28 protein-coding genes and 1 pseudogene are annotated in these 21,485 nt (G+C 63.1%); 7 read left to right on the top strand and 22 right to left on the bottom strand.

Annotated elements, in window-relative coordinates; genetic code table 11:
• Positions 1 to 92: 92 nt before the first annotated feature.
• The 6 genes and pseudogenes from LMTR21_RS35005 to LMTR21_RS35030 form a co-directional block, all read right to left on the bottom strand.
• Positions 93 to 457 (bottom strand): annotated as a pseudogene (locus tag LMTR21_RS35005) (hypothetical protein).
• Positions 458 to 536: 79 nt separating this feature from the next.
• Positions 537 to 962 (bottom strand): YciI family protein, encoded by a 426-nt coding sequence (locus LMTR21_RS35010; RefSeq protein WP_065752055.1) that lies wholly within the window; start codon positions 960 to 962, stop codon positions 537 to 539.
• Between the two features lie 113 nt (positions 963 to 1,075).
• On the bottom strand, positions 1,076 to 1,492 hold the full coding sequence (locus LMTR21_RS35015) for a YciI family protein (protein WP_065752056.1): 417 nt from the start codon (positions 1,490 to 1,492) through the stop codon (positions 1,076 to 1,078).
• 206 nt (positions 1,493 to 1,698) lie between these two features.
• Positions 1,699 to 2,067 (bottom strand): nuclear transport factor 2 family protein, encoded by a 369-nt coding sequence (locus LMTR21_RS35020; protein WP_065752057.1) that lies wholly within the window; start codon positions 2,065 to 2,067, stop codon positions 1,699 to 1,701.
• A gap of 23 nt (positions 2,068 to 2,090) precedes the next feature.
• The gene (locus LMTR21_RS35025; RefSeq protein WP_065752058.1) at positions 2,091 to 2,747 is read right to left on the bottom strand and encodes a glutathione S-transferase family protein; all 657 of its coding nucleotides are present in this window, start codon (positions 2,745 to 2,747) and stop codon (positions 2,091 to 2,093) included.
• A gap of 60 nt (positions 2,748 to 2,807) precedes the next feature.
• Positions 2,808 to 3,359 carry a dihydrofolate reductase family protein gene (locus tag LMTR21_RS35030; RefSeq protein WP_065752059.1) on the bottom strand — a complete coding sequence of 184 codons (552 nt, stop codon included), beginning with the start codon at positions 3,357 to 3,359 and terminating at the stop codon, positions 2,808 to 2,810.
• Positions 3,360 to 3,476: 117 nt separating this feature from the next.
• Here LMTR21_RS35030 and LMTR21_RS35035 point away from each other — a divergent pair, with 117 nt between their 5' ends.
• Positions 3,477 to 3,974 (top strand): winged helix-turn-helix transcriptional regulator, encoded by a 498-nt coding sequence (locus LMTR21_RS35035; protein ID WP_065752278.1) that lies wholly within the window; start codon positions 3,477 to 3,479, stop codon positions 3,972 to 3,974.
• A gap of 216 nt (positions 3,975 to 4,190) precedes the next feature.
• Positions 4,191 to 4,979 (top strand): SDR family NAD(P)-dependent oxidoreductase, encoded by a 789-nt coding sequence (locus LMTR21_RS35040; protein ID WP_065752060.1) that lies wholly within the window; start codon positions 4,191 to 4,193, stop codon positions 4,977 to 4,979.
• Positions 4,980 to 5,020: 41 nt separating this feature from the next.
• On the opposite strand, the gene LMTR21_RS41545 is transcribed toward LMTR21_RS35040, so the two are convergent.
• From LMTR21_RS41545 to cobS, 3 genes are all read right to left on the bottom strand, one after another.
• Positions 5,021 to 5,155 (bottom strand): hypothetical protein, encoded by a 135-nt coding sequence (locus LMTR21_RS41545; RefSeq protein WP_283813531.1) that lies wholly within the window; start codon positions 5,153 to 5,155, stop codon positions 5,021 to 5,023.
• Between the two features lie 62 nt (positions 5,156 to 5,217).
• The gene (locus LMTR21_RS35045) at positions 5,218 to 5,781 is read right to left on the bottom strand and encodes a histidine phosphatase family protein (RefSeq protein ID WP_065752061.1); all 564 of its coding nucleotides are present in this window, start codon (positions 5,779 to 5,781) and stop codon (positions 5,218 to 5,220) included.
• Entirely contained in the window at positions 5,778 to 6,536 is a 759-nt protein-coding gene (gene cobS, locus LMTR21_RS35050) for an adenosylcobinamide-GDP ribazoletransferase (RefSeq protein WP_065752062.1), read from the bottom strand. Before cobS ends, LMTR21_RS35045 begins: the two co-directional genes overlap by 4 nt.
• 56 nt (positions 6,537 to 6,592) lie before the next feature.
• On the opposite strand from cobS, the gene cobT reads away from it, so the two are divergent.
• The 3 genes from cobT (at position 6,593) to LMTR21_RS35065 (ending at position 10,200) form a co-directional block, all read left to right on the top strand.
• Positions 6,593 to 7,609 carry a nicotinate-nucleotide--dimethylbenzimidazole phosphoribosyltransferase gene (gene cobT, locus LMTR21_RS35055; RefSeq protein ID WP_065752063.1) on the top strand — a complete coding sequence of 339 codons (1,017 nt, stop codon included), beginning with the start codon at positions 6,593 to 6,595 and terminating at the stop codon, positions 7,607 to 7,609.
• A gap of 188 nt (positions 7,610 to 7,797) precedes the next feature.
• Positions 7,798 to 9,549 carry a YbaL family putative K(+) efflux transporter gene (gene ybaL / locus LMTR21_RS35060; protein ID WP_065752064.1) on the top strand — a complete coding sequence of 584 codons (1,752 nt, stop codon included), beginning with the start codon at positions 7,798 to 7,800 and terminating at the stop codon, positions 9,547 to 9,549.
• A gap of 213 nt (positions 9,550 to 9,762) precedes the next feature.
• Positions 9,763 to 10,200 carry a hypothetical protein gene (locus LMTR21_RS35065; RefSeq protein WP_065752279.1) on the top strand — a complete coding sequence of 146 codons (438 nt, stop codon included), beginning with the start codon at positions 9,763 to 9,765 and terminating at the stop codon, positions 10,198 to 10,200.
• Between the two features lie 107 nt (positions 10,201 to 10,307).
• Here LMTR21_RS35065 and LMTR21_RS35070 read toward each other — a convergent pair whose 3' ends face one another.
• The 7 genes from LMTR21_RS35070 to LMTR21_RS35100 form a co-directional block, all read right to left on the bottom strand.
• Positions 10,308 to 10,721, bottom strand: a complete 414-nt coding sequence (locus LMTR21_RS35070) for a VOC family protein (protein ID WP_065752065.1) — start codon at positions 10,719 to 10,721, stop codon at positions 10,308 to 10,310.
• Positions 10,722 to 10,815: 94 nt separating this feature from the next.
• The gene (locus tag LMTR21_RS35075; RefSeq protein WP_065752280.1) at positions 10,816 to 11,352 is read right to left on the bottom strand and encodes an SRPBCC family protein; all 537 of its coding nucleotides are present in this window, start codon (positions 11,350 to 11,352) and stop codon (positions 10,816 to 10,818) included.
• 37 nt (positions 11,353 to 11,389) lie between these two features.
• Positions 11,390 to 11,803 (bottom strand): DoxX family protein, encoded by a 414-nt coding sequence (locus tag LMTR21_RS35080; RefSeq protein WP_065752066.1) that lies wholly within the window; start codon positions 11,801 to 11,803, stop codon positions 11,390 to 11,392.
• Positions 11,804 to 12,135: 332 nt separating this feature from the next.
• Complete coding sequence (locus LMTR21_RS35085; RefSeq protein ID WP_065752281.1) at positions 12,136 to 12,585, bottom strand: universal stress protein; 450 nt, start codon at positions 12,583 to 12,585, stop codon at positions 12,136 to 12,138.
• Positions 12,586 to 13,161: 576 nt separating this feature from the next.
• Positions 13,162 to 14,433 (bottom strand): RNA polymerase sigma factor, encoded by a 1,272-nt coding sequence (locus tag LMTR21_RS35090; protein WP_065752068.1) that lies wholly within the window; start codon positions 14,431 to 14,433, stop codon positions 13,162 to 13,164.
• Complete coding sequence (locus LMTR21_RS35095; RefSeq protein WP_065752069.1) at positions 14,430 to 14,798, bottom strand: YciI family protein; 369 nt, start codon at positions 14,796 to 14,798, stop codon at positions 14,430 to 14,432. The genes LMTR21_RS35090 and LMTR21_RS35095 overlap by 4 nt, the downstream gene beginning before the upstream one ends.
• A gap of 94 nt (positions 14,799 to 14,892) precedes the next feature.
• On the bottom strand, positions 14,893 to 15,108 hold the full coding sequence (locus LMTR21_RS35100; protein WP_065752070.1) for a hypothetical protein: 216 nt from the start codon (positions 15,106 to 15,108) through the stop codon (positions 14,893 to 14,895).
• Between the two features lie 141 nt (positions 15,109 to 15,249).
• Here LMTR21_RS35100 and LMTR21_RS35105 point away from each other — a divergent pair, with 141 nt between their 5' ends.
• Complete coding sequence (locus LMTR21_RS35105) at positions 15,250 to 16,215, top strand: 2-hydroxyacid dehydrogenase (RefSeq protein WP_065752071.1); 966 nt, start codon at positions 15,250 to 15,252, stop codon at positions 16,213 to 16,215.
• 172 nt (positions 16,216 to 16,387) lie between these two features.
• Here the strand turns inward: LMTR21_RS35105 and LMTR21_RS35110 are convergent, their stop codons facing one another.
• The gene (locus tag LMTR21_RS35110) at positions 16,388 to 17,044 is read right to left on the bottom strand and encodes a TetR/AcrR family transcriptional regulator (protein ID WP_065752072.1); all 657 of its coding nucleotides are present in this window, start codon (positions 17,042 to 17,044) and stop codon (positions 16,388 to 16,390) included.
• 110 nt (positions 17,045 to 17,154) lie between these two features.
• Here LMTR21_RS35110 and LMTR21_RS35115 point away from each other — a divergent pair, with 110 nt between their 5' ends.
• Positions 17,155 to 17,799 (top strand): glutathione binding-like protein, encoded by a 645-nt coding sequence (locus LMTR21_RS35115; protein WP_065752073.1) that lies wholly within the window; start codon positions 17,155 to 17,157, stop codon positions 17,797 to 17,799.
• Positions 17,800 to 17,960: 161 nt separating this feature from the next.
• On the opposite strand, the gene LMTR21_RS35120 is transcribed toward LMTR21_RS35115, so the two are convergent.
• From LMTR21_RS35120 to LMTR21_RS35140, 5 genes are all read right to left on the bottom strand, one after another.
• The gene (locus tag LMTR21_RS35120) at positions 17,961 to 18,527 is read right to left on the bottom strand and encodes a TetR/AcrR family transcriptional regulator (protein ID WP_065752074.1); all 567 of its coding nucleotides are present in this window, start codon (positions 18,525 to 18,527) and stop codon (positions 17,961 to 17,963) included.
• A gap of 4 nt (positions 18,528 to 18,531) precedes the next feature.
• Positions 18,532 to 18,999 (bottom strand): nuclear transport factor 2 family protein, encoded by a 468-nt coding sequence (locus tag LMTR21_RS35125; protein ID WP_065752075.1) that lies wholly within the window; start codon positions 18,997 to 18,999, stop codon positions 18,532 to 18,534.
• 66 nt (positions 19,000 to 19,065) lie between these two features.
• Positions 19,066 to 19,518: a tol-pal system-associated acyl-CoA thioesterase gene (gene ybgC / locus LMTR21_RS35130; protein ID WP_246174829.1), complete on the bottom strand. Its 453-nt coding sequence runs from the start codon at positions 19,516 to 19,518 to the stop codon at positions 19,066 to 19,068.
• 69 nt (positions 19,519 to 19,587) lie between these two features.
• Positions 19,588 to 20,499 (bottom strand): metallophosphoesterase, encoded by a 912-nt coding sequence (locus LMTR21_RS35135; protein WP_065752283.1) that lies wholly within the window; start codon positions 20,497 to 20,499, stop codon positions 19,588 to 19,590.
• Positions 20,500 to 20,593: 94 nt separating this feature from the next.
• A complete protein-coding gene (locus tag LMTR21_RS35140; RefSeq protein ID WP_065752076.1) occupies positions 20,594 to 21,463 on the bottom strand; it encodes a DUF6869 domain-containing protein in 870 nt (289 codons plus the stop codon).
• Positions 21,464 to 21,485: the final 22 nt, after the last annotated feature.

Here is a 21,485-nt window from a genome sequence, read left to right on the forward strand (position 1 = left end):
TGGCTTTAACATGAGTGGGGCGCAAAGGTCACTTATTTTGCGCCGTTCATGAAGGTTAACGGCGGGCAATGGCGCCGCAAAATTCCGGTTTCTTAGCCGCCCGGAATCGGGAGGACCGGCATGATTTCGACGCGCTCGCCGGGAAAGATCGCAAAATGCGGGTGGTTCTCGAACAGTTTCGCGGCGGCCTCATGTGAGCCGGCCCGCACCACCGTGAAGGCACCCATCTCGTTGCCGATGCGGCAATACCGTTTGAATCGACCTTCTTGGTCTTGCCGAGCGGGCCCCCCATGGCGACAATTGCCGCCTGGTGCTTTTCGACCCAGGCCTTCCATGCCGCCATTCCCTGCTGTTCCCTGGCGCGCCGCTCAGCCTCGGGCAGCGCATTCCAGGCCGCCATTTTCGCACCGGTCTTGCTGCCGAGGAAAACTGCGAGGAATGTATTATTGGAGCTCATGAGGTTTCTCCTCCCTTGCGGTTGACGGATCGGCGATAGACTCTCGACTTAACGGCTGCGCTTCGAAGCGTGCCCAATCTCACCGAGCCTTGTGTGCATTTCCTTTCTGCAATTCCGCAAAGCCTTTGGCCGCCTGCTGCACTTCCTCGGAGAAATCGCCTATCTCCTGCACCTGGCGGATTTCGATGACCTCGTTCTCGCTGGCCGGGCATTTCTTGGCCCAGGCGATCGCCTCCTCGCGGGACTTCACGTTGATCATCCAGTAGCCGCCGAGCACTTCCTTGGCCTCGGTGAACGGGCCGTCGGTGACGACAGGCTTGCCGGTGGCGAAGGAAACCCGCGCGCCCATCGACGGCGGATGCAGGCCATCGAGTGCGATCAGCACGCCGGCCTCCTTGAGCGCCTCGTTGTATTTCATCATCGCCTTGACGCGTTCGGGATCGAGCTGGACGTCGGGCGGCGCGGTCTCGTAGCCCAGGGGGATCATCAGCATCATAAATCGCATGGTGAGGTGTCCTTGTTGGGTTGTCGTCATTCCGGGATGGTCCGAAGGACCAGACCCGGAATCTCGAGATTCCGGGTTCATCGCTGCGCGATGCCCCGGAATGACGGGCAAAATTACTTCTTCCCAGCCTGCGCGCGGAGCCGCTCTTCCTGCTCGCGCAGTTCGGGGGTGAGCGCTTCACCAAAATCTTCCGCCGCGAGCACCTGGCGGATTTCGACCTCGTCGCCATCGAGGAACGGTGCGCGCTTCATCCACGCGATCGCGTCATCCAGCGATTTGGTGTTGATCAGCCAGAAGCCGGCGACAAGATCTCCCGACAGCGGGAACGGACCGCGGCTGGCGCGGCCCTCTCCGCCCGCATATTTGATCCGCGCGCCCTTCGAGGTCGGATGCAGACCCTCGCCCGCTTCCATCACGCCGGCCTTGACCAGCTCTTCGTTGAACTTGCCCATCGCGGCCAGCAGTTCCGTGCTCGGCATCACGCCGGCTTCCGTGTCCTTGCTGGCTTTCACAATCACCATGAATCGCATTGTCGCGCTCCGTTTCGTCGGTTTGGGCGGGCTGTCGCGCCGGCCTTCGTCAACAAGACGAGCGGGCTTTTACGCCCCCGACATGTCGAGAAAAATTATTTTTGGAGCAATCGTGTCCCGGACGCGGCGCAGCAAGCTGCACAGCTTGATACGCCGCAGAATCGGGGCCAATCGCACATGCGACCGGAACGATGCAGAATGTGTGGCTATTCCGGTTGCCTGACGAACTTGCCGTCCAGGTAGGACGCGCCGAAATAGACGTCGATGCGCGTCACCTTGTCGCCGACGAAGACGAAGAACTCGGTATTGCGGAAACTCTTTCCGCCCCTCGCCACGCAGCGGTAGGTCACAAAGGCGGCATCGCCGTCGACTACAATCCGCTCCAGCTCGTGCCGTTCGATCCAGTCGCTGTTCTGCCAGCAGCGCGCGAAATAGGTCGCCTTGTCGATGTTGTCATCGAACGGGCTGGTGAAGCGGAATTCGTCGCTGAAGGCATCCTCGACGAACGTGCGGTCGTTGGACAGGTAGGCTGCAAATATCCTGCGGATCGTATCTGCCCTGCTGGCTCCGACCATTCGGCGCTCCTTCTCAATTTTCCTTATGGGTTTTCTTTGGGCACCATCTGGAAATACGGCTCCGCCTCCTTCATCACGCGCGCGACGGAGGGCCGCGCCTTCAGCCGCTCCAGATAAGCGGCAACGTTCTTGTGGCCATCGCCGAACGGTTCGGCCATGTTGCCGTAGAACAGCGACGGCGCCGCGGCGCAATCGGCCAGCGTGAAATCAGCGCCCATCGCCCAGCCGCCGCCGGCCATCTGCCGTTCGATCATGGCGTAGGAAGTCCGCAACTGCGCCCTCGCCTCTTCGACGCCATAAGCATCCCGCTTTCCTTCCGGGCGCAGGCGGTCGACCATGATCTTCTGCATCGGCAAATGGACATAGAGATCATAGAAGCGATCGCGCAGCCGCGTCTGCAGCGCCCGGTCCGGATCGGCCGGGATCAGCCGCGTCCCGCCGCCATGATGGCGATCGAGATATTCGACGAGGATGCTGGACTCCGGAACGATCTCGCCTCGCGCGTCGTCCTGCAGCACCGGAAATTTGCCGATCCCCCACAGCTTCACCAGCGCCGCGCGCTCGGCCGGGTTGCCGAGATCGACCAGGTTCGGCGTGAACGGGATGTCGTTCTCATAGAGCGCGATCAACGCCTTCCAGCAGTACGAGGCAAGCGGGTGGAAATGAAGTGTGAGCGACATGGAAGACTCCCGATGTAACAAGACGACCCGCGCCTGCGCGCGCCGACATTTCCTTGAGGTTTATTTTGCGGTGGCCGGCACGTAGCGAAGGATCACGATGCCGGTCGACAACGGCCGGCTGTCGACCAGCTTCAACTTGACCTTCTCGCCCTGCTTGAACAACGGCGTACCGCCGCCGAGGATGACCGGGTTCACCGCGATGCGAAACTCGTCGATCAAGCCATGAGAGATCAGGCTGCTGGCGAGATCTGCGCTGCCGAACACAAAGAGGTCCCTGGCGCTGTCACGCTTCAGCCGGGCGACGGTGCCTGATACGTCGGCCTCGAACATCTGCGTGTTGTTCCAATCGGACTTTTTCACCGTGCGCGAGAAAACGTATTTCGGCGCCGCGTTCATGAAATCGGCGACCGCGCCGGTCGCGCTCGGCCAGTGGCTCGCCATCAACTCGTAGGTGACGCGGCCGAACAGCAATCCGCCGGCGGCCTTCATCTGCTCGATCGATAATTGCTCCAGCTCCTCGCCCCAGACGTCGGAATGCCAGGAAATGTCGCGGTTCGGGCCTTCAACGAAGCCATCCAGCGTCATCAGGTTCCACATGATCAGTTTCGCCATCGCGTGCCTCCTTTTCAAGAACCGATTGCATTTTGCAACTAGTTGTACTCTGAGGCAACCGGTGCAATATTGCAAGCAGTTTTTTTGGGGCGCCCGCCCGCCTGTTTGGAACCGAACATGACCGACATCAGCCGCTCCGGCTGCCCGATCAATCTCTCGCTGGAAGTGCTCGGCGATAAATGGAGCCTTTTGATCATCCGCGACATGATGTTCGGCAACCGGCGGCATTTTCGCGAACTGCTGACCAAATCGGAGGAAGGCATCTCCTCCAACATTCTCGCCGACCGGCTGAAGACCCTGCTCGACGCCGGCATCATCACCCGCGAGGACGATCCCACGCACAAGCAGAAGGGAATCTATTCGCTCACCGAACAGGGCGTCGAGCTGATGCCCGTTCTCGCGCAGATGGCGGCGTGGGGTTACAAATATCTGCCGGTCAGCGAAGAACTCGGCATCCGCGCGCGGCTGCTCAGCGAGGGCGGACCGAAACTATGGGCGGAGTTCATGGACGAGTTGCGCGAGAGTCATCTCGGCACGAAGCGGCGCAAGCGAATCGGCCCATCGGTCGGCGAGCGATTGCAGGCGGCGTATGAGAGCGTCGTAAACCGAAAGTGAGTGCAGCGCGCCGCCGCGGAAGCAAAGGCGATCGCGCAGCGCTAGCACTTTAAGACATCGCCATCGGCTCAATCCGATACGGGACGACCGCCCGTATCGGATTTTGCATATCGCCCACCCAGCGACGTCGAATTCTGCATCGCTGGCGCCGCGACACACTTCAAGGCTTGCGCTATAGGAGCGGGAAATCTTCGCTCTCGCCAACGGACCCTGCCCATGCCCTCTCCTTCGTCAAAAGTTGCCCTCGTCACCGGCGCCGCGCGCGGCATCGGGCTCGCGACAGCGAAACGCTTTCTCGCCGAGGGCTGGCAGGTGGCGCTGCTGGATATCGAAGGCGAGTTGCTGCGCGCGGCGGTAGCCGGTCTCGCCAATCCCGACAACACGCTGGCGCTGCATTGCGACGTCTCCGATGCAGGCGCGGTGGCAAAGGCCATGGCGGCGGTGAACGAACGCTTCGGCCGGCTCGATGCGCTGGTCAACAATGCCGGCATCGCGGTGTTCGCGCCGCTGCTGGACACCTCGGATGAAGACTGGAGCCGGATCCTTTCGGTCAACCTCACCGGCCCGTTCCTATGCACCAAGGCGGCAGCACCCTTGATGCGCGAGCATGGCGGCGGCGCGATCGTCAACATCACGTCGATTTCCGCGGTGCGCGCCTCCACGCTGCGCTCGGCCTACGGCACCAGCAAAGCCGGGCTTGCGCATCTGACGAAACAGCTCGCGGTGGAACTGGCCTCGCTCGGCATTCGCGTCAACGCCGTGGCACCCGGCCCGGTCGAGACGGCGATGGCAAAACAGGTGCACACGCCGGAAATCCGCGCCGATTACCACGACGCCATTCCGCTCAACCGTTACGGCCTCGAAGAGGAACTGGCGGAGGCGATCTTCTTCCTGTGCGGCGAGCGCTCGAGCTACATCACCGGCCAGGTCCTCGCCGTCGATGGAGGCTTCGACGCCGCCGGCATTGGCCTGCCGACCCTGCGCGGCCAGCGTCGGAATGGCTAGTTCCGCGGTAGCTTTGCTGGATCGTGGAGGAAGATGATCGTTCAGCGTGCTGCAACGCGCAACAGCACGGTCTTTTCCGCTGGAACATCCAGTTTCAAGCCGGGTGTTCCCAAGGCAAACGCCGTCACGAGCAGCAAGACGCTCGCGCAGATCGTGCTGAGGAAAAGATGATCCATCATCGGGCATCAACGAGTAGTCTTGCCGTTCGTTCCGGGGAGCGCACTTCTTTGCTCCCGCACTACCCGTTCACCGCAACCACGCGCCAGCCGTTCTCTAGCCGATCGATCCGGGTCAGCGACAACGGATCGATGACAAAACGCAGCGCCTGCTCGGGCGCGAGATCGAGCGCGATCGCAAGCACGGCGCGGATGGTGCCGGAATGCACGACGAGGATCACCTCGCCGGCCGGCAACAGCGCAAGCCCTGCCCGCGCGCGATCGATCTGGTCGACGAAACTCTCACCGCCGGGCGGCCGGTTGCCGGCGGGTGACTTCCAGAACTCAGGATAGGCCGGACCGAGTTCGCGTTCGAGTTCGCTGTGGCGCCGTCCGGTCCATGCGCCAAAATCCTGCTCGCGAAAGGCCGGCTGATCGAGCGGATCGAGACCGAGCCTTTCGGCAGTCTCGCGCGTACGGCGTGCGGGGCTGCACACCGCAAAAGCGTTCGCCGGCAATCGTGCCTTCAGCACGGCAAAGACTGCAGCATCGCCGAGATCGGCCGGCGCGTCGGGGCCGTGGATCACCCCGCGCGGCCCGTCGACCGGCGCGTGGCGGATCAGCCAGAGATTTGTTTCGGTACTCAAGGCTGTGCCAATCTCGCTGCAAGCAGCACCAGGATCGTGGTCTCCGCGACCTGCTCGGCGCCGCCCAATACGTCACCGGTCTGGCCGCCGATCTGCCGCAGCGCCAGCCACGCCACGGCAAACGCGGTGATGCCGGTCGCAATCGCGGCAAGCAGTGCGTTGCTCCACGATAGCGACAACAGCGCGATCACCAGCGCAAGACCGGCAGCCATGACGGCCGTCGCAGCGTCGGGCTGGCCGGCGTTGCGGGCCAGCCCATCCTTGCGCGCATAGGGCAGTTGCAGGGACATCGCAGGCAATATGCCGCGCCCCAGCGCGTGCGCAGCAATCAAACCCGGCACGACATGGCCGTCCGGAATGGCCGCCAGCGCGGACAGTTTTGCAGCAAAGCTCACCAGCAGAATCATGGCGCCATAGGTGCCGAGCCGGCTATCGCGCATGATCTCCAGCTTCGATTCGCGGTCGCGGCCGCCGCCAAAACCGTCGGCGATATCGGCAAGGCCATCCTCATGCAGCGCGCCGGTCAGGATCGCGCTGGCGCCGAGCGCCAGCGCAGCCGCCGCGAGATCGGGCACGCCAACGGATCGCAGGCCGAGACACAATAATCCCACCGCGGCGCCGATCAGCGCGCCAACGACAGGAAACATTCGGTGCGCGCGCACGAAATTTGGCGGCATCGCGCCATCCGGATGCGGCATCGGCAGCCGCGTCAGGAACGCGACGGCGGTTTTGAAGTCGTCGAACCATTCATTCATGGAGATGTCCGGAGAATCGTTCTAGCGTGCGGCCCCCATCCGAGGTTGAGAATCGCATGCAGTTCGACAGTCTAGACGACATCCGCGCCTTCTGTCGCGACTTGCCGCGCGGTGACCAGCGGCTGGCTAACAGCGCCGCGCGGCGGCAGCAGAATCTGACAAAACCGCCTGAAAGCCTCGGGCGCCTCGAAGAACTCGCGATCTGGCTGGCGCAATGGCAGGGCCGCGAGATGCCGCGGCTGGATCGGGTGACGATTGCCGTCTTCGCCGGCAATCACGGCGTTGCCGCGCGCGGCGTCTCGGCCTACCCGCCGGCCGTCACCGCGCAGATGGTGGCGAATTTTGCGGGAGGCGGCGCGGCGATCAACCAGATCGCAAAGGCCGCTTCCGCCGAGCTCTGCGTGGTGCCGATCGAACTCGACCATCCGACGCGCGATTTCACCGAAGCGGCGGCGATGGACGAAGGAGAATTTCTCAGCGCGGTCGATACCGGCTATTGCACCGTGCCAGAGAATTGCGATCTGCTCGCGGTCGGCGAGATGGGCATCGCGAACACGACGACCGCGGCCATGCTGTGTGCGGCCCTGCTCGGCGGCGGGGCGGCGCGCTGGGCCGGCCGCGGCACCGGTGTCGACGACGCCGGGCTGGCGCGCAAAAGCGCGGCGATCGAGACCGCGCTGAATTTCCATCGCGGCATTCTCGGCGATCCGCTGGCGGTGGCGGCGGCGATGGGCGGCCGCGAGCTCGCGGCGATTGCCGGCGCGGTGCTCGCCGCGAGGCGGTATAAAGTTCCGGTGTTGCTCGACGGTTTCGTCGTGACATCGGCGGTGCTGCCGCTCGCCCGTCTTGATGCAGGCGCGCTCGACCATTGCCGCGCCGGGCACGTCTCGGCGGAGTCCGGCCACCGCGATCTTCTGCGAGAACTGAAGCTGGATCCACTGCTTGATCTGAACATGCGGCTTGGCGAGGCGTCAGGCGCGGGGGTTGCGATCCTGCTCGCGCGCGCCGCGCTCGCCTGCCACGCCGGCATGGCAACCTTCACCGAAGCCGGAGTCTCCGGCGCGGACGATTGACGAAGCCCAACCAGAGCGTGGACTCATCAAGGCGGAACCACAGCCTGATTGACGCAACGAATGCGAGGCAGTTTGCGCGCCAAAGTGCAGCCGCTTAATCGTTGAGCATCGTCCCGCCTCACTTGGTCGCAGGGTTTGGCAGCGCGGCCATGGCAAAGTGCGGGAATTGGAACCACGCAGGATCAGGAATGCCGCACGATACGCCTCTCATCGCCACCATCGTCGCCGGTCTGGGACTGGCCTTCGTGTTCGGCGCAATTGCCCAGCGCCTTCGAATTCCGCCACTCGTTGGCTACTTGCTGGCAGGCGTCGCAGCCGGTCCGTTTACGCCGGGCTACGTCGCAGATCAGGCACTGGCGACCGAGTTGGCCGAGATAGGCGTCATCCTGTTGATGTTTGGCGTTGGGCTTCACTTTTCACTCAACGACCTTCTGTCTGTGCGCGCGATCGCGCTGCCCGGTGCCGTCGTTCAAATCGTCGTCGCCAGCCTGATGGGACTGGGTCTCGCGCTGTTCATGGGATGGACCATTGGCGCCGGTCTGGTCTTTGGGCTTGCCCTGTCGGTCGCAAGCACCGTGGTCTTGCTGCGGGCCATGCAGGAGCGCCGGCTGATGGAGACCGAGCGAGGCCGCATAGCGGTCGGCTGGTTGATCGTGGAAGACCTTGCAATGGTGCTCGCGCTCGTCCTGCTTCCGGCGTTGGCTGGCTTGCAGGGCGCGAACAGCAACACGATCCCGGCGGACCGGCTGGCATCCTGGCTCGGGATGGGGTTCGGCGGGGTGCTGTTACTCACCGTTGCAAAGGTCGTGGTCTTCGTTGGCGTCATGCTGATTGTCGGACGGCGCGTTATTCCCTGGATCCTTCACTACATCGCGCATACCGGCTCGCGGGAGCTGTTCCGCCTCGCCGTTCTCGCAATCGCCCTCACGGTGGCATTCGGATCGGCGAAGCTGTTCGGCGTTTCTCTTGCACTCGGCGCGTTTTTCGCCGGAATGATTCTCAGCGAAAGTGCCCTGAGCCAGCGAGCGGCCCAGGAAACATTGCCATTGCGCGATGCCTTTGCCGTGCTGTTCTTTGTCTCCGTCGGCATGTTGTTCAATCCGGCGAGCCTGCTGCACGAGCCCTGGCCATTGCTCGCCACGCTCTTCATCATCATCGTTGGAAAATCGGTAGCCGCGTTCCTGATTGTGCTCGCCTTTCGTCATCCGGTCGGAACGGCTTTAACGATCTCGGCCAGTCTCGCCCAGATAGGGGAATTCTCGTTCATTCTGGCCGAACTTGGCGTGAAACTGAACCTGCTGCCGACGGCAGGACGCGACCTTATTCTGGCCGGCGCAATCCTCACCATCATGCTCAATCCCCTGATCTTCGCCGCCGTCGATTGGTTGTCCCGACGCCTTGAGCGACCGCCCGGTCGCGGCGACGTTGATGTTTTCGGCCCCGACGTAAACGCGGGACAGGTGACCGCATCGGCGAAATCATCCGCGGCGCCCGAGGCTACGCGATTGACAGGTCACACAATACTCGTCGGCCATGGCCGCGTCGGCAGCATTGTTGCCGATGCCTTGAAGAAGAGCAGTCAGCCGTTCCTCATTATCGAGGATGCAGACAATGTCGTTGCGAGGCTGCGCGAGAGTAACTTCGAGACCATCGTTGGAAATGCCGCACGTTCCGATGTCCTGAAATCCGCCAATCTCGAAGGCGCGCGATATCTACTGATTGCGATACCGGAAGCATTCGAGGCAGGGCAGATCGTGCAGCAGGCTCGCGGGGCCAATCCGGGCATCCAGATCATCGCACGCGCCCATTCGGATGCCGAAGTCGATCACCTGAGGTCACTCGGCGCCGATCTCATCATCATGGGAGAGCGGGAGATTGCGCTCGGAATTATTCATAACCTGTTCGAGTGGCAAGCGCGTAACCCAGCGACGCAAGGTTAGTCGTTTCCGCTATTTTGGATTAGGATCGACGAGCCTTGGTGAGACGAGCTTCGAAGGCCGGCATCGACCAGCCAACGCCGGCGGAACAGCGATGCGGCGGCGATCTGTGGGTCAAAGGAGGAGCCGGCGTCTCCGGCGCAGATGTTTGACGAAACCTTGCCACATATCTCGGCGTAACTGGCCGGGAGGGCAGTGCTGACGAGGGAGCCGCACATGCGAAGGGCGGTCATCAGGCTAGTCGTTGTCGCCGCCGCGCTGTGTGCGGCGATCCTGCCGGCGCGGGCCGAGATCCGCATTCTCTCCAGCCCCGGCGGACAGGTCGGCCCGTTTCTCGAACTGTTCGATCGGGTGCGCCAATCCGGCGAACGGGTGGTGATCGACGGGCCATGCCTGTCGGCGTGCACACTGGTGCTGATGACGATCCCGGAAGAGCGGATCTGCGTGACCCGCCGCGCGGTGCTGGGATTTCACGCCGCGCGCTCGATCGACGGCCGCGGCCGCATCTATGCGGAACCGGAAGCCTCGCGCGCAGTGCAGGCGGCCTATCCGGCGGCGGTACGGGACTGGATCGCGCGACGCGGCGGATTGACGTCGCGCCTATTGCTGTTACGCGGGCGTGAACTCGCGGCGATCTATCCAAGGTGCAAATGATTGTAGGGTGGGCAAAGGCGCTCTTGCGCCGTGCCCACCACCTTTTCTGCGGCGCGAATGGTGGGCACGCTTCGCTTTGCCCACCCTACGGCTACGGCACCTGCGATTTACATATCTTCCTTCGGACTGTTCACCATCCAGGGAATGCCGAACTTGTCGACGCACATGCCGAAACCGTTGGAGAAGAAGGTCTTGCCGAACGGCATCCGCACCGTGCCGCCTTCGGCGAGCGCATTGAACCGGCGCTCGGCATCCGCGGGGTCTTCGACCGCGAGCGCCACCGAAATGCCCTGCGGCGCCTTGTAATCGCCCGGCGTCGCGTCTGACGCCATCAGCACTTCGCCGTCGATGGTGACGCGGGCGTGCATGATCTTGGTTTTCCAGTCCGCCGGGATCGGCATCTCGGCGGGGCCGTCGCCGTATGGCATCTTCGCCTCGATCCGGGCGCCGAGCGCTTTCTGATAGTAGTTCAGCGCTTCCTCGCAATTGCCATTGAAGAAGAGATAGGGGTTGACCTGCATCGCGGGCTCCTTGGGTTTGGCAGTGGTGTCGGTGGCGTTCCGGCTCGGCGGCGCAGCGTATCGCTGCGTCGCGTCCGGGACACGATAGTTGCGTTCATTTCTCGGTGAGCGTTTTCAGATTGGCAAGACCGGCTTCGAAGTCCCGGCCGATCATGCGGTCCAGATTCATGAACACCTGTATCAGCCTGGACATGAAGTTGGCCGGACCATACATCAGCCACGTGACATGAGTGACATCGCCCTGCGGCAGCATTGTGAACTCGGCGGTGTTGTGGCCTTCGAACGGCGTGAAGAAATCGAGCTTGATGACGATCTTCGACGGCGCCGTGCTTTCCAGGATCTCCATGCGGCCGGAACCGACATTCTTGTCGCCGTTCCAGGCGTAGACGGCGCCCTTGCCGCGCTCGGCGCCGTCATAGCTGCGCTTCATCGCGGGGTCCTTGTTTTCATAGGGCGACCATTTCAGCCATTGATGATAATCAGAGATCAGCGGGAAGATCACGTCCGGCGGCGCCTTGATGCGGATCGCGCGCTGTACGCGGAGCGTGCTCGACTTGGTCGCGGCGATCACGAGAATGACTGCGATGGCGACGGCGAGTATGACGGCGATGACGGCAATGACTTCGAGCATGTTCGGCTCCATGGCGGAAGATTATCGTTGAAGCAACTCAGCGGCGAAAGGGGATCAGGCGGCGCAAGTTCGCATCGCGCAGCCACAGCCCGCCCCACAGCATCAGGCCGAGATAGAGCCCGAACAGCGTATGCGAGAACAAGGGGCTGTCGATCCGCACATGCGAGGCGATCGCGCCGCCGAGATAGCCGGTGAGCAGAATCGCGCCGAGGATGGAGGTCGGCGGGATGGCGTAGAGCACCGTACAGACAATGGTGATGGCGCCAAGGCCACGCATCAGCGCATCACTCGAACCGTAGCCCATCCGGTCCATGGTTTCGGTGACGATCGGCCATGGCACCAGCTTGATGGCGCCGTCGAACATCAGGAAGACGATGACGAGGCCGGAGAGAATGCGGCCGACCCAGCGGGCGGGCCTGGAGGCCGGAAGGGGCTCGGCGGTGACGGTCATGATAGGTCCCCGTTGTCTTGAATGGGTGTTCGGATTCAAGACGAACGGGGAAAGCGCAATCCGACAGGGGGAGCGAATTTTTCGACGGATACTTCGTCATGCCGGGCTTGTCCGGCATGACAGACCATTGCTCGCGGTGTGCATCACCCCTCCAGGAGAGGATAAGAGCGCGTAGCGCCGGATGAACCACCCGCCACACAGTCACCAAGCCCGCACCATCATTTATGTCCGCTAAAGCGGGATGACTTTTCTTCGAATCGTCATCCCGCTTTATCTTTTTGTTTGAGCATGATCTTTTCGGAAAACCGCTACACACTTTTCCGGATCATGCTCTAGTGCACCACCAACACCGGCACGCTTCCGTCCACCAGGACCTCCGATGTTTGACTCCCCAAGAATAGCTTCCTGAGGCCGCGACGCCCATGAGAGGCCATGACGATCAAGTCGCAGCCTCTGGACTTTGCTGTTTCGATAATCGCAGTGGCTGGGTGCGCATCCGGAACATGCAAGAGGTCTACAGATATCCCGATCTGCTCCGCCATCGCTCGAACTTCATCCAGAATCTTGCCCACACGTTCCTTGCTGGCTGCCTCAAAGCTATCAAACATTTCCTGCGGAGGAATCCATCCCGCATGCCCGGTCCCAAACTCGACCAGGAGAGGTTCCGTCACGGTGATGACCGTCACTTTAGCATTCAAGGCCTTTGCTAAAGCAATCCCGTGCTTAACGCCTTTTCGCGCGACATCCGATCCATCCGTGCTCAAGAGAATGTTGGTGTACATTTGGGGGCTCCCTTGCTCGTCGAACATCTTTCCTAAAAACGTGATGCTTGCGATCGTCGCCGTCTGTCTACGACACGAACATCCTGGGCCCGCCCTGCCTCGCTATTTTTTAGTGAGCGTCCCCATCAGGCGGCGATCCTCAGTGAGTAATGGATCACGATCAGCGCGCCTATGATGAACACCGCGACGCCGATCACGCCCCACCATTTGATCCTTCGGGTCACCGGGCGCTCCTTCTTGCCGATACGACATGATCCGCTTTCGCAGGTGGTCGCCGCGATCCAGCGCAGAGCAGCACGCCAGTCACGAAGCCGATCAGGAATCCGGAAAAGAATTCAATTTTCATCGAAGTGATCATGGGGAGCCCGACGCGCCGCTGCTGATCGTCGAAGGAGATGCCGGAGTGTTCCGGCGCTTGTGTACTTACCAGAAAAGAGCAGCCCTCGCTATGGATCGAGTGCCGCTCCGACATCTCTGCAGCAGTGCTCGCCCCGCATGTCTGGTTTTAGGAGTGCATCTGTGCTTGTCACCGCGGCCGCGAGCTCAGACCGAGCGCGCGCAAGCGGACAAGATGACCTACCTCCCCGCCTTCTTGCCGCGGGGCTGGCTGTCGCGCTGCAGGCGGTCGAGGTGCATGCGGATGTGGGCGGCCTCGGCCGAGGTGTTGGCGAGCGCAATGGCGCGGTCAAAGGCCGTGCGGGCTTCGTCGTTGCGGCCGAGCTGCATCAGGAAGGCGCCGCGCACGCCGAAGTAATGAAAATAGTTCGAGAGGCGCTGCGCCAACGGCTCGATCATGTCGAGCGCGGCTTCCGGTCCTTTCACCTTGGACACCGCGACCGCGCGGTTCAGCGTCACCACCGGCGACGGCTGCATGATCTCGAGCGCGCCATAGAGCAAATCGATCTGGGTCCAGTCGGTATCCTCGGGCTTGTCGGCGCGGGCATGCAGCGCCGCGATCGCGGCCTGCACCTGATAGGGACCGCTGCGGCGATGGCGCATCGCCTTGTCGATCAGCGCCAGTCCCTCGGCGATGAGAGACTTGTTCCAGAGCGAGCGGTCCTGATCGTCGAGCAAAATCACCGCGCCGTCGGCGTCGAACCGAGCTGCTGCGCGCGCATGCTGCAGCAGCAATAGCGCGGTCAGCCCCATGATCTCCGGCTCGCTCTGGAACAGGCGCAGCAACAGCCGCGCCAGGCGAATGGCTTCCTCGCACAGCGGCGAGCGAATTTCGGCGGTGTCGCCGGAGGCCGAATAGCCCTCGTTGAAGATCAGATAGATCATGGCGGCGACGGAGACGAGACGTTCGGAGCGCTCCACCGCGCCCGGTGTTTCGAACGGCACATCGGCATCGGCGACGCGCGCCTTCGCCCGGGTAATGCGCTGCTCCATGGCGGCTTCCGAAACCAGGAAGGCGCGCGCGATCTGCTTGACCGTGAGCCCTGAGACGATCCGCAGCGCGAGCGCAATCTGCTGCGTCGCCGGCAGGTCCGGATGGCAGCAGATGAACAGCAGCCGCAGAATGTCGTCGCGGTAGTGCGAGCCGTCGAGCCGCTCGGCGAGCTGTTCCTCGGCGTCGTCGAGATCGGAGATCGCCTCGTCCTCGGGCAGCGCCTGCTGCTTGCTGGTTCGCCTGATGTCGTCGATCGCAACATTGCGCCCGACCATGATCAGCCACGCCGCGGGATCGCGCGGCGGGCCGTTCTGCGGCCAGCTCTTCAGCGCCCGCAGGCAGGCGTTCTGGAACGCCTCCTCGGCGGTATCGAGATTGCGGAAGTAACGCAGCAACGCACCGACCGCCTGGGGGCGAGCCGAAGTCAGCGCGGCATCGATCCAGGCGGTATCGGTCACGACTGTACGCTCCCCGGCCGGAACACGCCGACGGGGCGGATCTCATAGGCGCCGCCGGGATTGGCCGCGCCGAGATCGCGGGCGACCTCGAGCGCCTCGTCGAGGTTCTTGCAGTCGACGACATAGAAGCCGAGCAACTGCTCCTTGGTTTCGGCATAGGGCCCGTCGAGCACCAGCGGCGGATCGTCCTTGCGCAGCGTGGTCGCCGCCGTGGTCGGCAGCAGTCGGGCGACCGGGCCGAGCCGGCCCTGCTTGGTCAGTTTTTCCTGTACGACGGCAAGCTTCGTCATGACCGCAGCGTCCTGTTCCTTGGTCCAGGAACCGACATGGTCTTCGTCGTGATAGCAGAGGATGGCGTAAAGCATGGCGGCAAAGCATCTCCGTTCGTCATGATGACGAACGATTATGCCCGGAGCCGACAGGGGCGTCGAAGAAATTTTGAGATGTTTCCGTCGCCCGTCAGGGACCGATGATCGGAGGCGGCGGCGGATTGAAATGCCGGTAGGTGTGGACGATCGCCTTGGAACAAAGGCTGCACACGGCGAGGACCAGAAACAGAATCTTCATCTTCGTTCTGAAGGCCTCAAGCCGGGTGACGGTGACACCGCGCTGATGGTTCCGCCAGCAAAGCGCCAGCGAGGCCACTACCACCGCGATGATGCGGCCCTGTATCATCAGGAGACGCCATTTTGGGCAGCGATCAGGATCAATTGGCGCAACTGAAGCCTCCCTTGCCGGATGAAAGGAGGCTAGAGAAGCGGTTCGATCCGCGATGTGAGACGGGTCACGCCGGATGGCGAGGCGAAAGGAATGGCAATGACGAAGGGTGCGCTCGCGCTGCTGGTGCATGGCGGGACCGAAAACTGGTCGCCGCAACGTTGGAAGAATCGGTTCGACGAGGTTTGCGCGGGGCGGCCCGTGCTGCTGCTGCCCAATACGTCGTTCAATCCGGCCGACGTGCATTACGCCGCGGTGTGGAAGCCGCAGCCGGGCGAACTCGCCGCCTTCCCCAATCTCCGGGTCATCTTCAATCTCGGCGCCGGCGTCGATGCGCTGATGGCCGATCGTTCGCTGCCCGACGTGCCGCTGGTGCGCGTCGCCGTCACCGACCTCACCGCGCGGATGACCGAATATGTCGTGCTCCATGTGTTGATGCACCACCGGCAGGAACTCTATTTGCGGGAGTCGCAGCGTGAAAAGCGCTGGGCGCCGAAATCGCAATGGGCGGCGGGGGCTGTTACCGTCGGCATCATGGGACTGGGGACGCTCGGCGCCGACGCAGCCGACGTGCTGCGGCGCCTCGGCTTTCGCGTCTGCGGCTGGAGCCGAAGCCCCAAGGCCATCGACGGCGTCGATTGCTTTCATGGCGAAACACAGATCGACGCGTTCCTGCGGCGGACCGACATCCTGGTCTGCCTGCTGCCGCTGACGCCGGAGACGCGACACATCCTCAATCACGACGTTTTCAGGAAACTGAACCGAACGAGCCCGCTCGGCGCGCCGGTCGTGATCAACGCCGGGCGTGGCGGCCTGCAGAACGAGGAAGACATCCTGCAATCCCTCGACGACGGCACGCTCAGTGGCGCCTCGCTCGACGTCTACGCCACCGAGCCGTTGCCCGCGGACAGCCGGTTCTGGACCCACCCCAAAGTGGTGCTGACGCCGCACAACGCCGCCGACACCGATCCCGACGAGATATCGAAATATGTCGCGCAGCAGATCGCGCGGTTTGAAGCGGGCGGCGCGCTGGAGAATGTGGTGGACCGCGGACGAGGGTATTAGCCTCCGTCATTGCGAGCGAAGCGAAGCAATCCACCTCTCCACGCGGAGACAGATAATGGATTGCTTCGTCGCGGAGCCTGTCATCGGGCGCGCATTTGCGCGACCCGTTGGCTCCTCGCAATGACGAACTCCATGGTTATGCATACCTGCTTTCGCAGGCACGACAGGCAAGTTATTTCGCCACCCCGACCATCACGCTGATCGCGCCATTGACGAGCGCTTCGAGCTCCTTGCGCGGGGTTCGCGCGCGGGCGCGGATGGCGATGGTATGGATGGTGGCGGAAGCGATTTGCGCCAGCACCGCGGGGTCGGCGCCCTCAGGCAATTCGCCCTTCTCCTTGGCGAGGCGGAAGCAGGCCGCAAAAGCCTTGTCGAGTTCGGTAAAGCCTTCCAGCACCATGGCGCGGATATCGGGGTCATGCACCGCCTCGGACGCCGCGGTCATTACCGTGAAGCAGCCGCGCGGGCCGGATTCGCCTGACAGATAGATGTCGAGCGCCACCGCATAGATGCGCTCCAGCCGCTTTCGGATCGGCAGCTCGTCCCTGAAGACGGTGCCCATCGCGACCCGCGCATCTTCGCGATAGCGCCGGTAGCTCTTGATAAAGAGTTCGCGCTTGTCGCCGAACGCGCCATAGAGGCTCGGCCGGTTCATGCCGGTGGCGGCGGAGAGATCGTCGAGCGACGTCGCTGCAAAGCCGTCCTTGCGAAACAAATCGAGCGCCTTGCCGAGCGCGACATCCGGCTCGTAGGCGCGCGGACGGCCGCGGCGCTTGGGCGGCGCGGGGGAATCGATCCGGGGGACCGGGGACTTACTTTTTTGTACCATCTCGCAAGAAATTCCTTGACCGGATTTATATTATGCGGAACAGTATAAAAATCAATCCTGCCTGCCCTAGGGTCGCGGCCCGATTGATCAACCGCCAAGGAGGCAAACCCATGGATCTCTATTTCTCGCCGCTCGCCTGCTCGCTGGCGACCAGGATCGCGCTGTATGAAGCCGGCGCCGAGGCCAACTATCTCGAGGTCGATCCCAAGAGCAAAGTCGTGCAGAAGGACGGCTCGGACTTTCGCGCCGTCAACCCGCTCGGGCTGGTGCCGACGCTGCGCACCGACGACGGGACGGTGCTGACGGAGAACGCGGCGATCCTGCAATATGTCGCTGATCGTTTTCCAACCGCCGGCCTCTCGGCCAATTCCACCGAGGAGCGCAGCCGCCTGCATCAATGGCTCTGTTTCATCGGCACCGAACTGCACAAGGCGCTGTTCGTGCCGCTGCTCGACAAGACGGCGCCGCAGGATGCAAAGACCTATGCGCTCACCAAGAACCTGTCGCGGCTCGACTATCTCGAGAACTACCTGAAGGGCCGCGAGTTCCTGCTCGATCACTTCAGCGTGGCGGACGCCTATCTCGTCACCATCATCAACTGGACGATGGCGACGCCGCCGGTCGAACTGGCGAAATGGCCTAACGTGAAGGCCTATTACGAGCGGCTGCGCGCCCGCCCGAGCATTGCTAAGGCAACCGCCGAGGAGTTCGAGCTCTACAAGGCCGAACTCGCACGGCATAAGGCCGCGGCGTAAGGCGTTAGTCTCTCCACACGTCGTCCCCGCGAACGCGGGGACCCATAACCACCGGCGTTTCATTAGGGCAATCGTTGCTCACCGTGAACAACTCGAAAGGCCGCGGCGTATGGGTCCCTGCTTTCGCAGGGACGACGTGGATAGAGAATCGCATTCAGCCGTCACTCCGGCGGCGCCAGCAGCCGCTTCGTCAGATCGCTCAACGCCCGTCGAAATATCCCCGCGTCGTCCCGCGCCCGCGCCAGCACCAGCGCGCCCTGAATGGTGAGCAGCGCATCTTCCGCGCGCCGCTGCGCCTGGCTCTTGCTCAACCCGGACCGCCGCAACAGCGACACCAACGCCACCTGCCAGCGCGCAAAATAGCCATCGACCGCCTCGGCAAAAGCATCGCGCGCCGAGCCGAGCGCGACCATGCCGACCAGGCAGACGCGGTCGCCGGAATGAAAGTACTGGTCGACGCCCGCGATCATCGCGGCGATCGCGCGCGGCGGATCATCGGCTTCACGCAAGGGCGCATAGATATTGATCTCGAACCAGCCGTCGATTTCGGCCAGCACCTCGGCGGCCATCTGCTCCTTGCCGCCGGGGAACAGGTGATAGAGGCTGCCCTTGCCGAGCCCGGTGGCCTCCGTGATCAGCGTCAGCGAGGCCCCTTCATAGCCGTGGGCGCGAAACACCTCGCCGAGCGCGCGCAGCACCTCTCCGCGCTCGACGCCCCTCTTCAACATCTGGTCATAGCGGGTTTTCGCTCAGTCCCGCGACATCGGCCGGCCGCGGGCCCGGGGCCGGCCAGTGGAAGCGGCGCTCGCTCTCCTTGATCGCGATATCGTTGATGCTGGCCTCGCGCCGCCGCATCAGGCCGTGCTCGTCGAATTCCCATTGCTCATTGCCGTAGGAGCGGTGCCACTGCCCGGCATCGTCGTGCCATTCGTACTGGAAGCGCACGGCGATGCGGTTCTGGTCGAACGCCCAGAGATCCTTGATCAGGCGATAGTCATGCTCCTTGGCCCATTTGCGGGTGAGGAATGCGACGATCGCCTCGCGGCCTTCAAAGAATTCGGAGCGGTTACGCCAGCGGCTGTCCTCGGTATAGGCCAGCGACACCCGCACGGGATCGCGTGAATTCCAGGCGTCCTCGGCCATGCGCGCCTTTTGCGCGGCGGTTTCGCGGGTGAAGGGCGGCAGCGGCGGACGCGACATGAGGTTTCTCCGGAGTGGCGATGCGGAGAGATTGTACCGATCGGTACAGAGAGTCAACCGGGAGAATTATTCCGCCACATCGGCCTTCATCAGCAGCCGCAGCGATTTCGGGATCGGCTTTGCGCGCCCCTCGCTGATGAAGGCAACGCGCACCTCGGCCTTGACCAGCACCTCGTCGCCGCGCTTCACCTCCTGCGCCAGCGTGATGGAAGCGCCCTTCACCGCGACCGGCCATGTCACCACGTCGAGCACGTCGTCCATCCGCGCCGGCCGCAGAAAATCGAGCTCCATCGAGCGCACCACGAAGGCAAAGCCCGGCGTCTCCATCTCGGCCTGCTCGAACAGTGCGTGCTGCGAGGCGCCCATCAGCCGCAGATGATTGGTGCGCCCGCGCTCCATGAAGCGCAGATAATTGGCGTGATAGACGATACCGGAGAAATCGGTGTCCTCGTAATAGACACGGACCTGCATGTGATGGCGGCCGTCGCGGATCTCGCCGTCGAGAATGGGTGATGTCACTTGCGGTTCCTGATCGCGCTGGAAACCCCTGCTTTGCGCAAATCGGAGCCGCGCGCAAGCGCTGGCGCCTTACGCCACCGCCGGCCTTGCTGTGCCGAGCGTCACCAGCACGATTTCCGGTGGCACGCCGAGGCGGAACGGCATGATGCTGCAGCCGAGGCCGCCGGAGACGACGACGTCGCAGTTCATCTTGATGTGGCCATAGGCGAGCTGCTGTCCGGACGGCGAGATCGGCGACCAGCCGAGCACCCGCACCTGGCCGCCATGGGTATGGCCGGAGAGCTGCAGCGCGACGCGTGAGGGTACGCGCCGGGCGATGTCGGGCTCGTGCGCCATCAGAACCACGGGCGCATCGTCGGTGATCTTCGCCAGCGTCGCGCCGAGATCGTCGACACCGATGCGCCTGAGCGGCCGGAAGCGGCGCGCCGGCATGTAGGCGAGCTGGTCGCCGAGGCCGGCCAGCCAGAACGCGTGACCATTCTTGCTGAGCTTCTTCGCGTCGTTTTCGTAAACGGGAATGCCGACGTTCTCCAGCGCGCGGCCCGCAGACGGCAGCCCCTGCCCTTCGCGCTGCACGGTCTTGTCTTCCCACCAGTCGTGATTGCCGAGCACCGCATGCACGCCGAGCGGCGCCTTCAGGCCACCCAGCACACCCGCCCATTCGGCATCGGGGATGATGCGCGTCACCTTGCGATGTCCGGTCACGTAGTCGCCGAGCATGACGACCATGTCAGGTTTGAGCGCATTGGTGCGTTCGACGATCTCCTTGATATGATCAAGCGACATCCATGGATCGCAGGCGTGGAGGTCGGCGATGGCCGCGATCTTGAGCTTGAGTCCGGCCGGCCATTGCGGCGGCGAGATGTTGTACCTGGTGACGCGAAGCCGGACGATCGGCGCGCTGAATCCGTAAGCGGTGGTGGAGACGCTCAGCGCGCCCAATCCACCCATGCCCTTTAGAAAATGACGGCGTGTTAACATGTGATCCATTCGTGATGCACCGCCAACATGGTGGCGGATTGAGCCCGAATTGGGGTCCGTTTGTGCAGAACGTCAGCAGAGCTCCAGCAGCTTCTCACCAGCGGTTCTGCCCGACCAGGGCATCCAGCCGTGCCTTCAATTCATCCGGCGCCCGGCAATACCAGACGCCACCGAGCAGATCGTGAAAACGCTTGTTGACGGAAGCTTCGCGCTCGATACGGTCGATGGTCTCCATGCTGATGACGTCCTCGAGCGGGCCAGCGGCGAGCAGCGACAGCAGCACCGGATTGGTCTCGATCTTAAGGATCTCGACGATGAGGTCTATCGCCTGATCGGGGTACTCCTCCCGCAGATCGCGCTCATAGTCCATCATCGCGAAGAAGTTGTCGTCGCGGTCGCGCTCGGATTTCGAATACTGCTCGACCCAGGCGCGCGCCAGCTCGGCCACCGACATCGCCTCGCAATCGAGCGGACGTTTTGGCGTGCGGCGCGCGCGATCGTCGGCGCGCCAGCCCTTGCTGTCGGCAATCGCCTCGATGCGGCGCTTGAACGGTTCATCGGGTCCGAAGTGAATTCCGCCCAGCAGCCAGCGTAGCGCAGCATTCTGCTTCGCCTCCACTTCGATCCGCTCGATCACGGCGACGCCATGCGCATAGAGCAGCGACTGCATGAACTTGTCGTTGAGCTGCATGACGGTCGGCTTGTCTTTCTCGGATCGCAGCACTTCGAGCGCGAGGTCGAACGCGCGGTCCGGCCGCTTGTGTGGCAGATGGTCGAAATAGAGGATCGCCGCCCAGGCGGCACCGGTCTGGTCGCGACGGCTCAGGCGCTGCAGTGCGCCCCACATCGAGGCCAGTTCCGGTATCGGCACGGCATCGAGGAAGGCCTCGGTATCATCAGGCGTCGCCAGTTCCGGCGCCGCCGTGATCAGGGCCATCATGTCAGCGTCTTCGGTCGAACCCATCGGTATCCGCACTCCACGGCAA

This window comes from Bradyrhizobium paxllaeri, assembly GCF_001693515.2.
Lineage (GTDB): Bacteria > Pseudomonadota > Alphaproteobacteria > Rhizobiales > Xanthobacteraceae > Bradyrhizobium > Bradyrhizobium paxllaeri.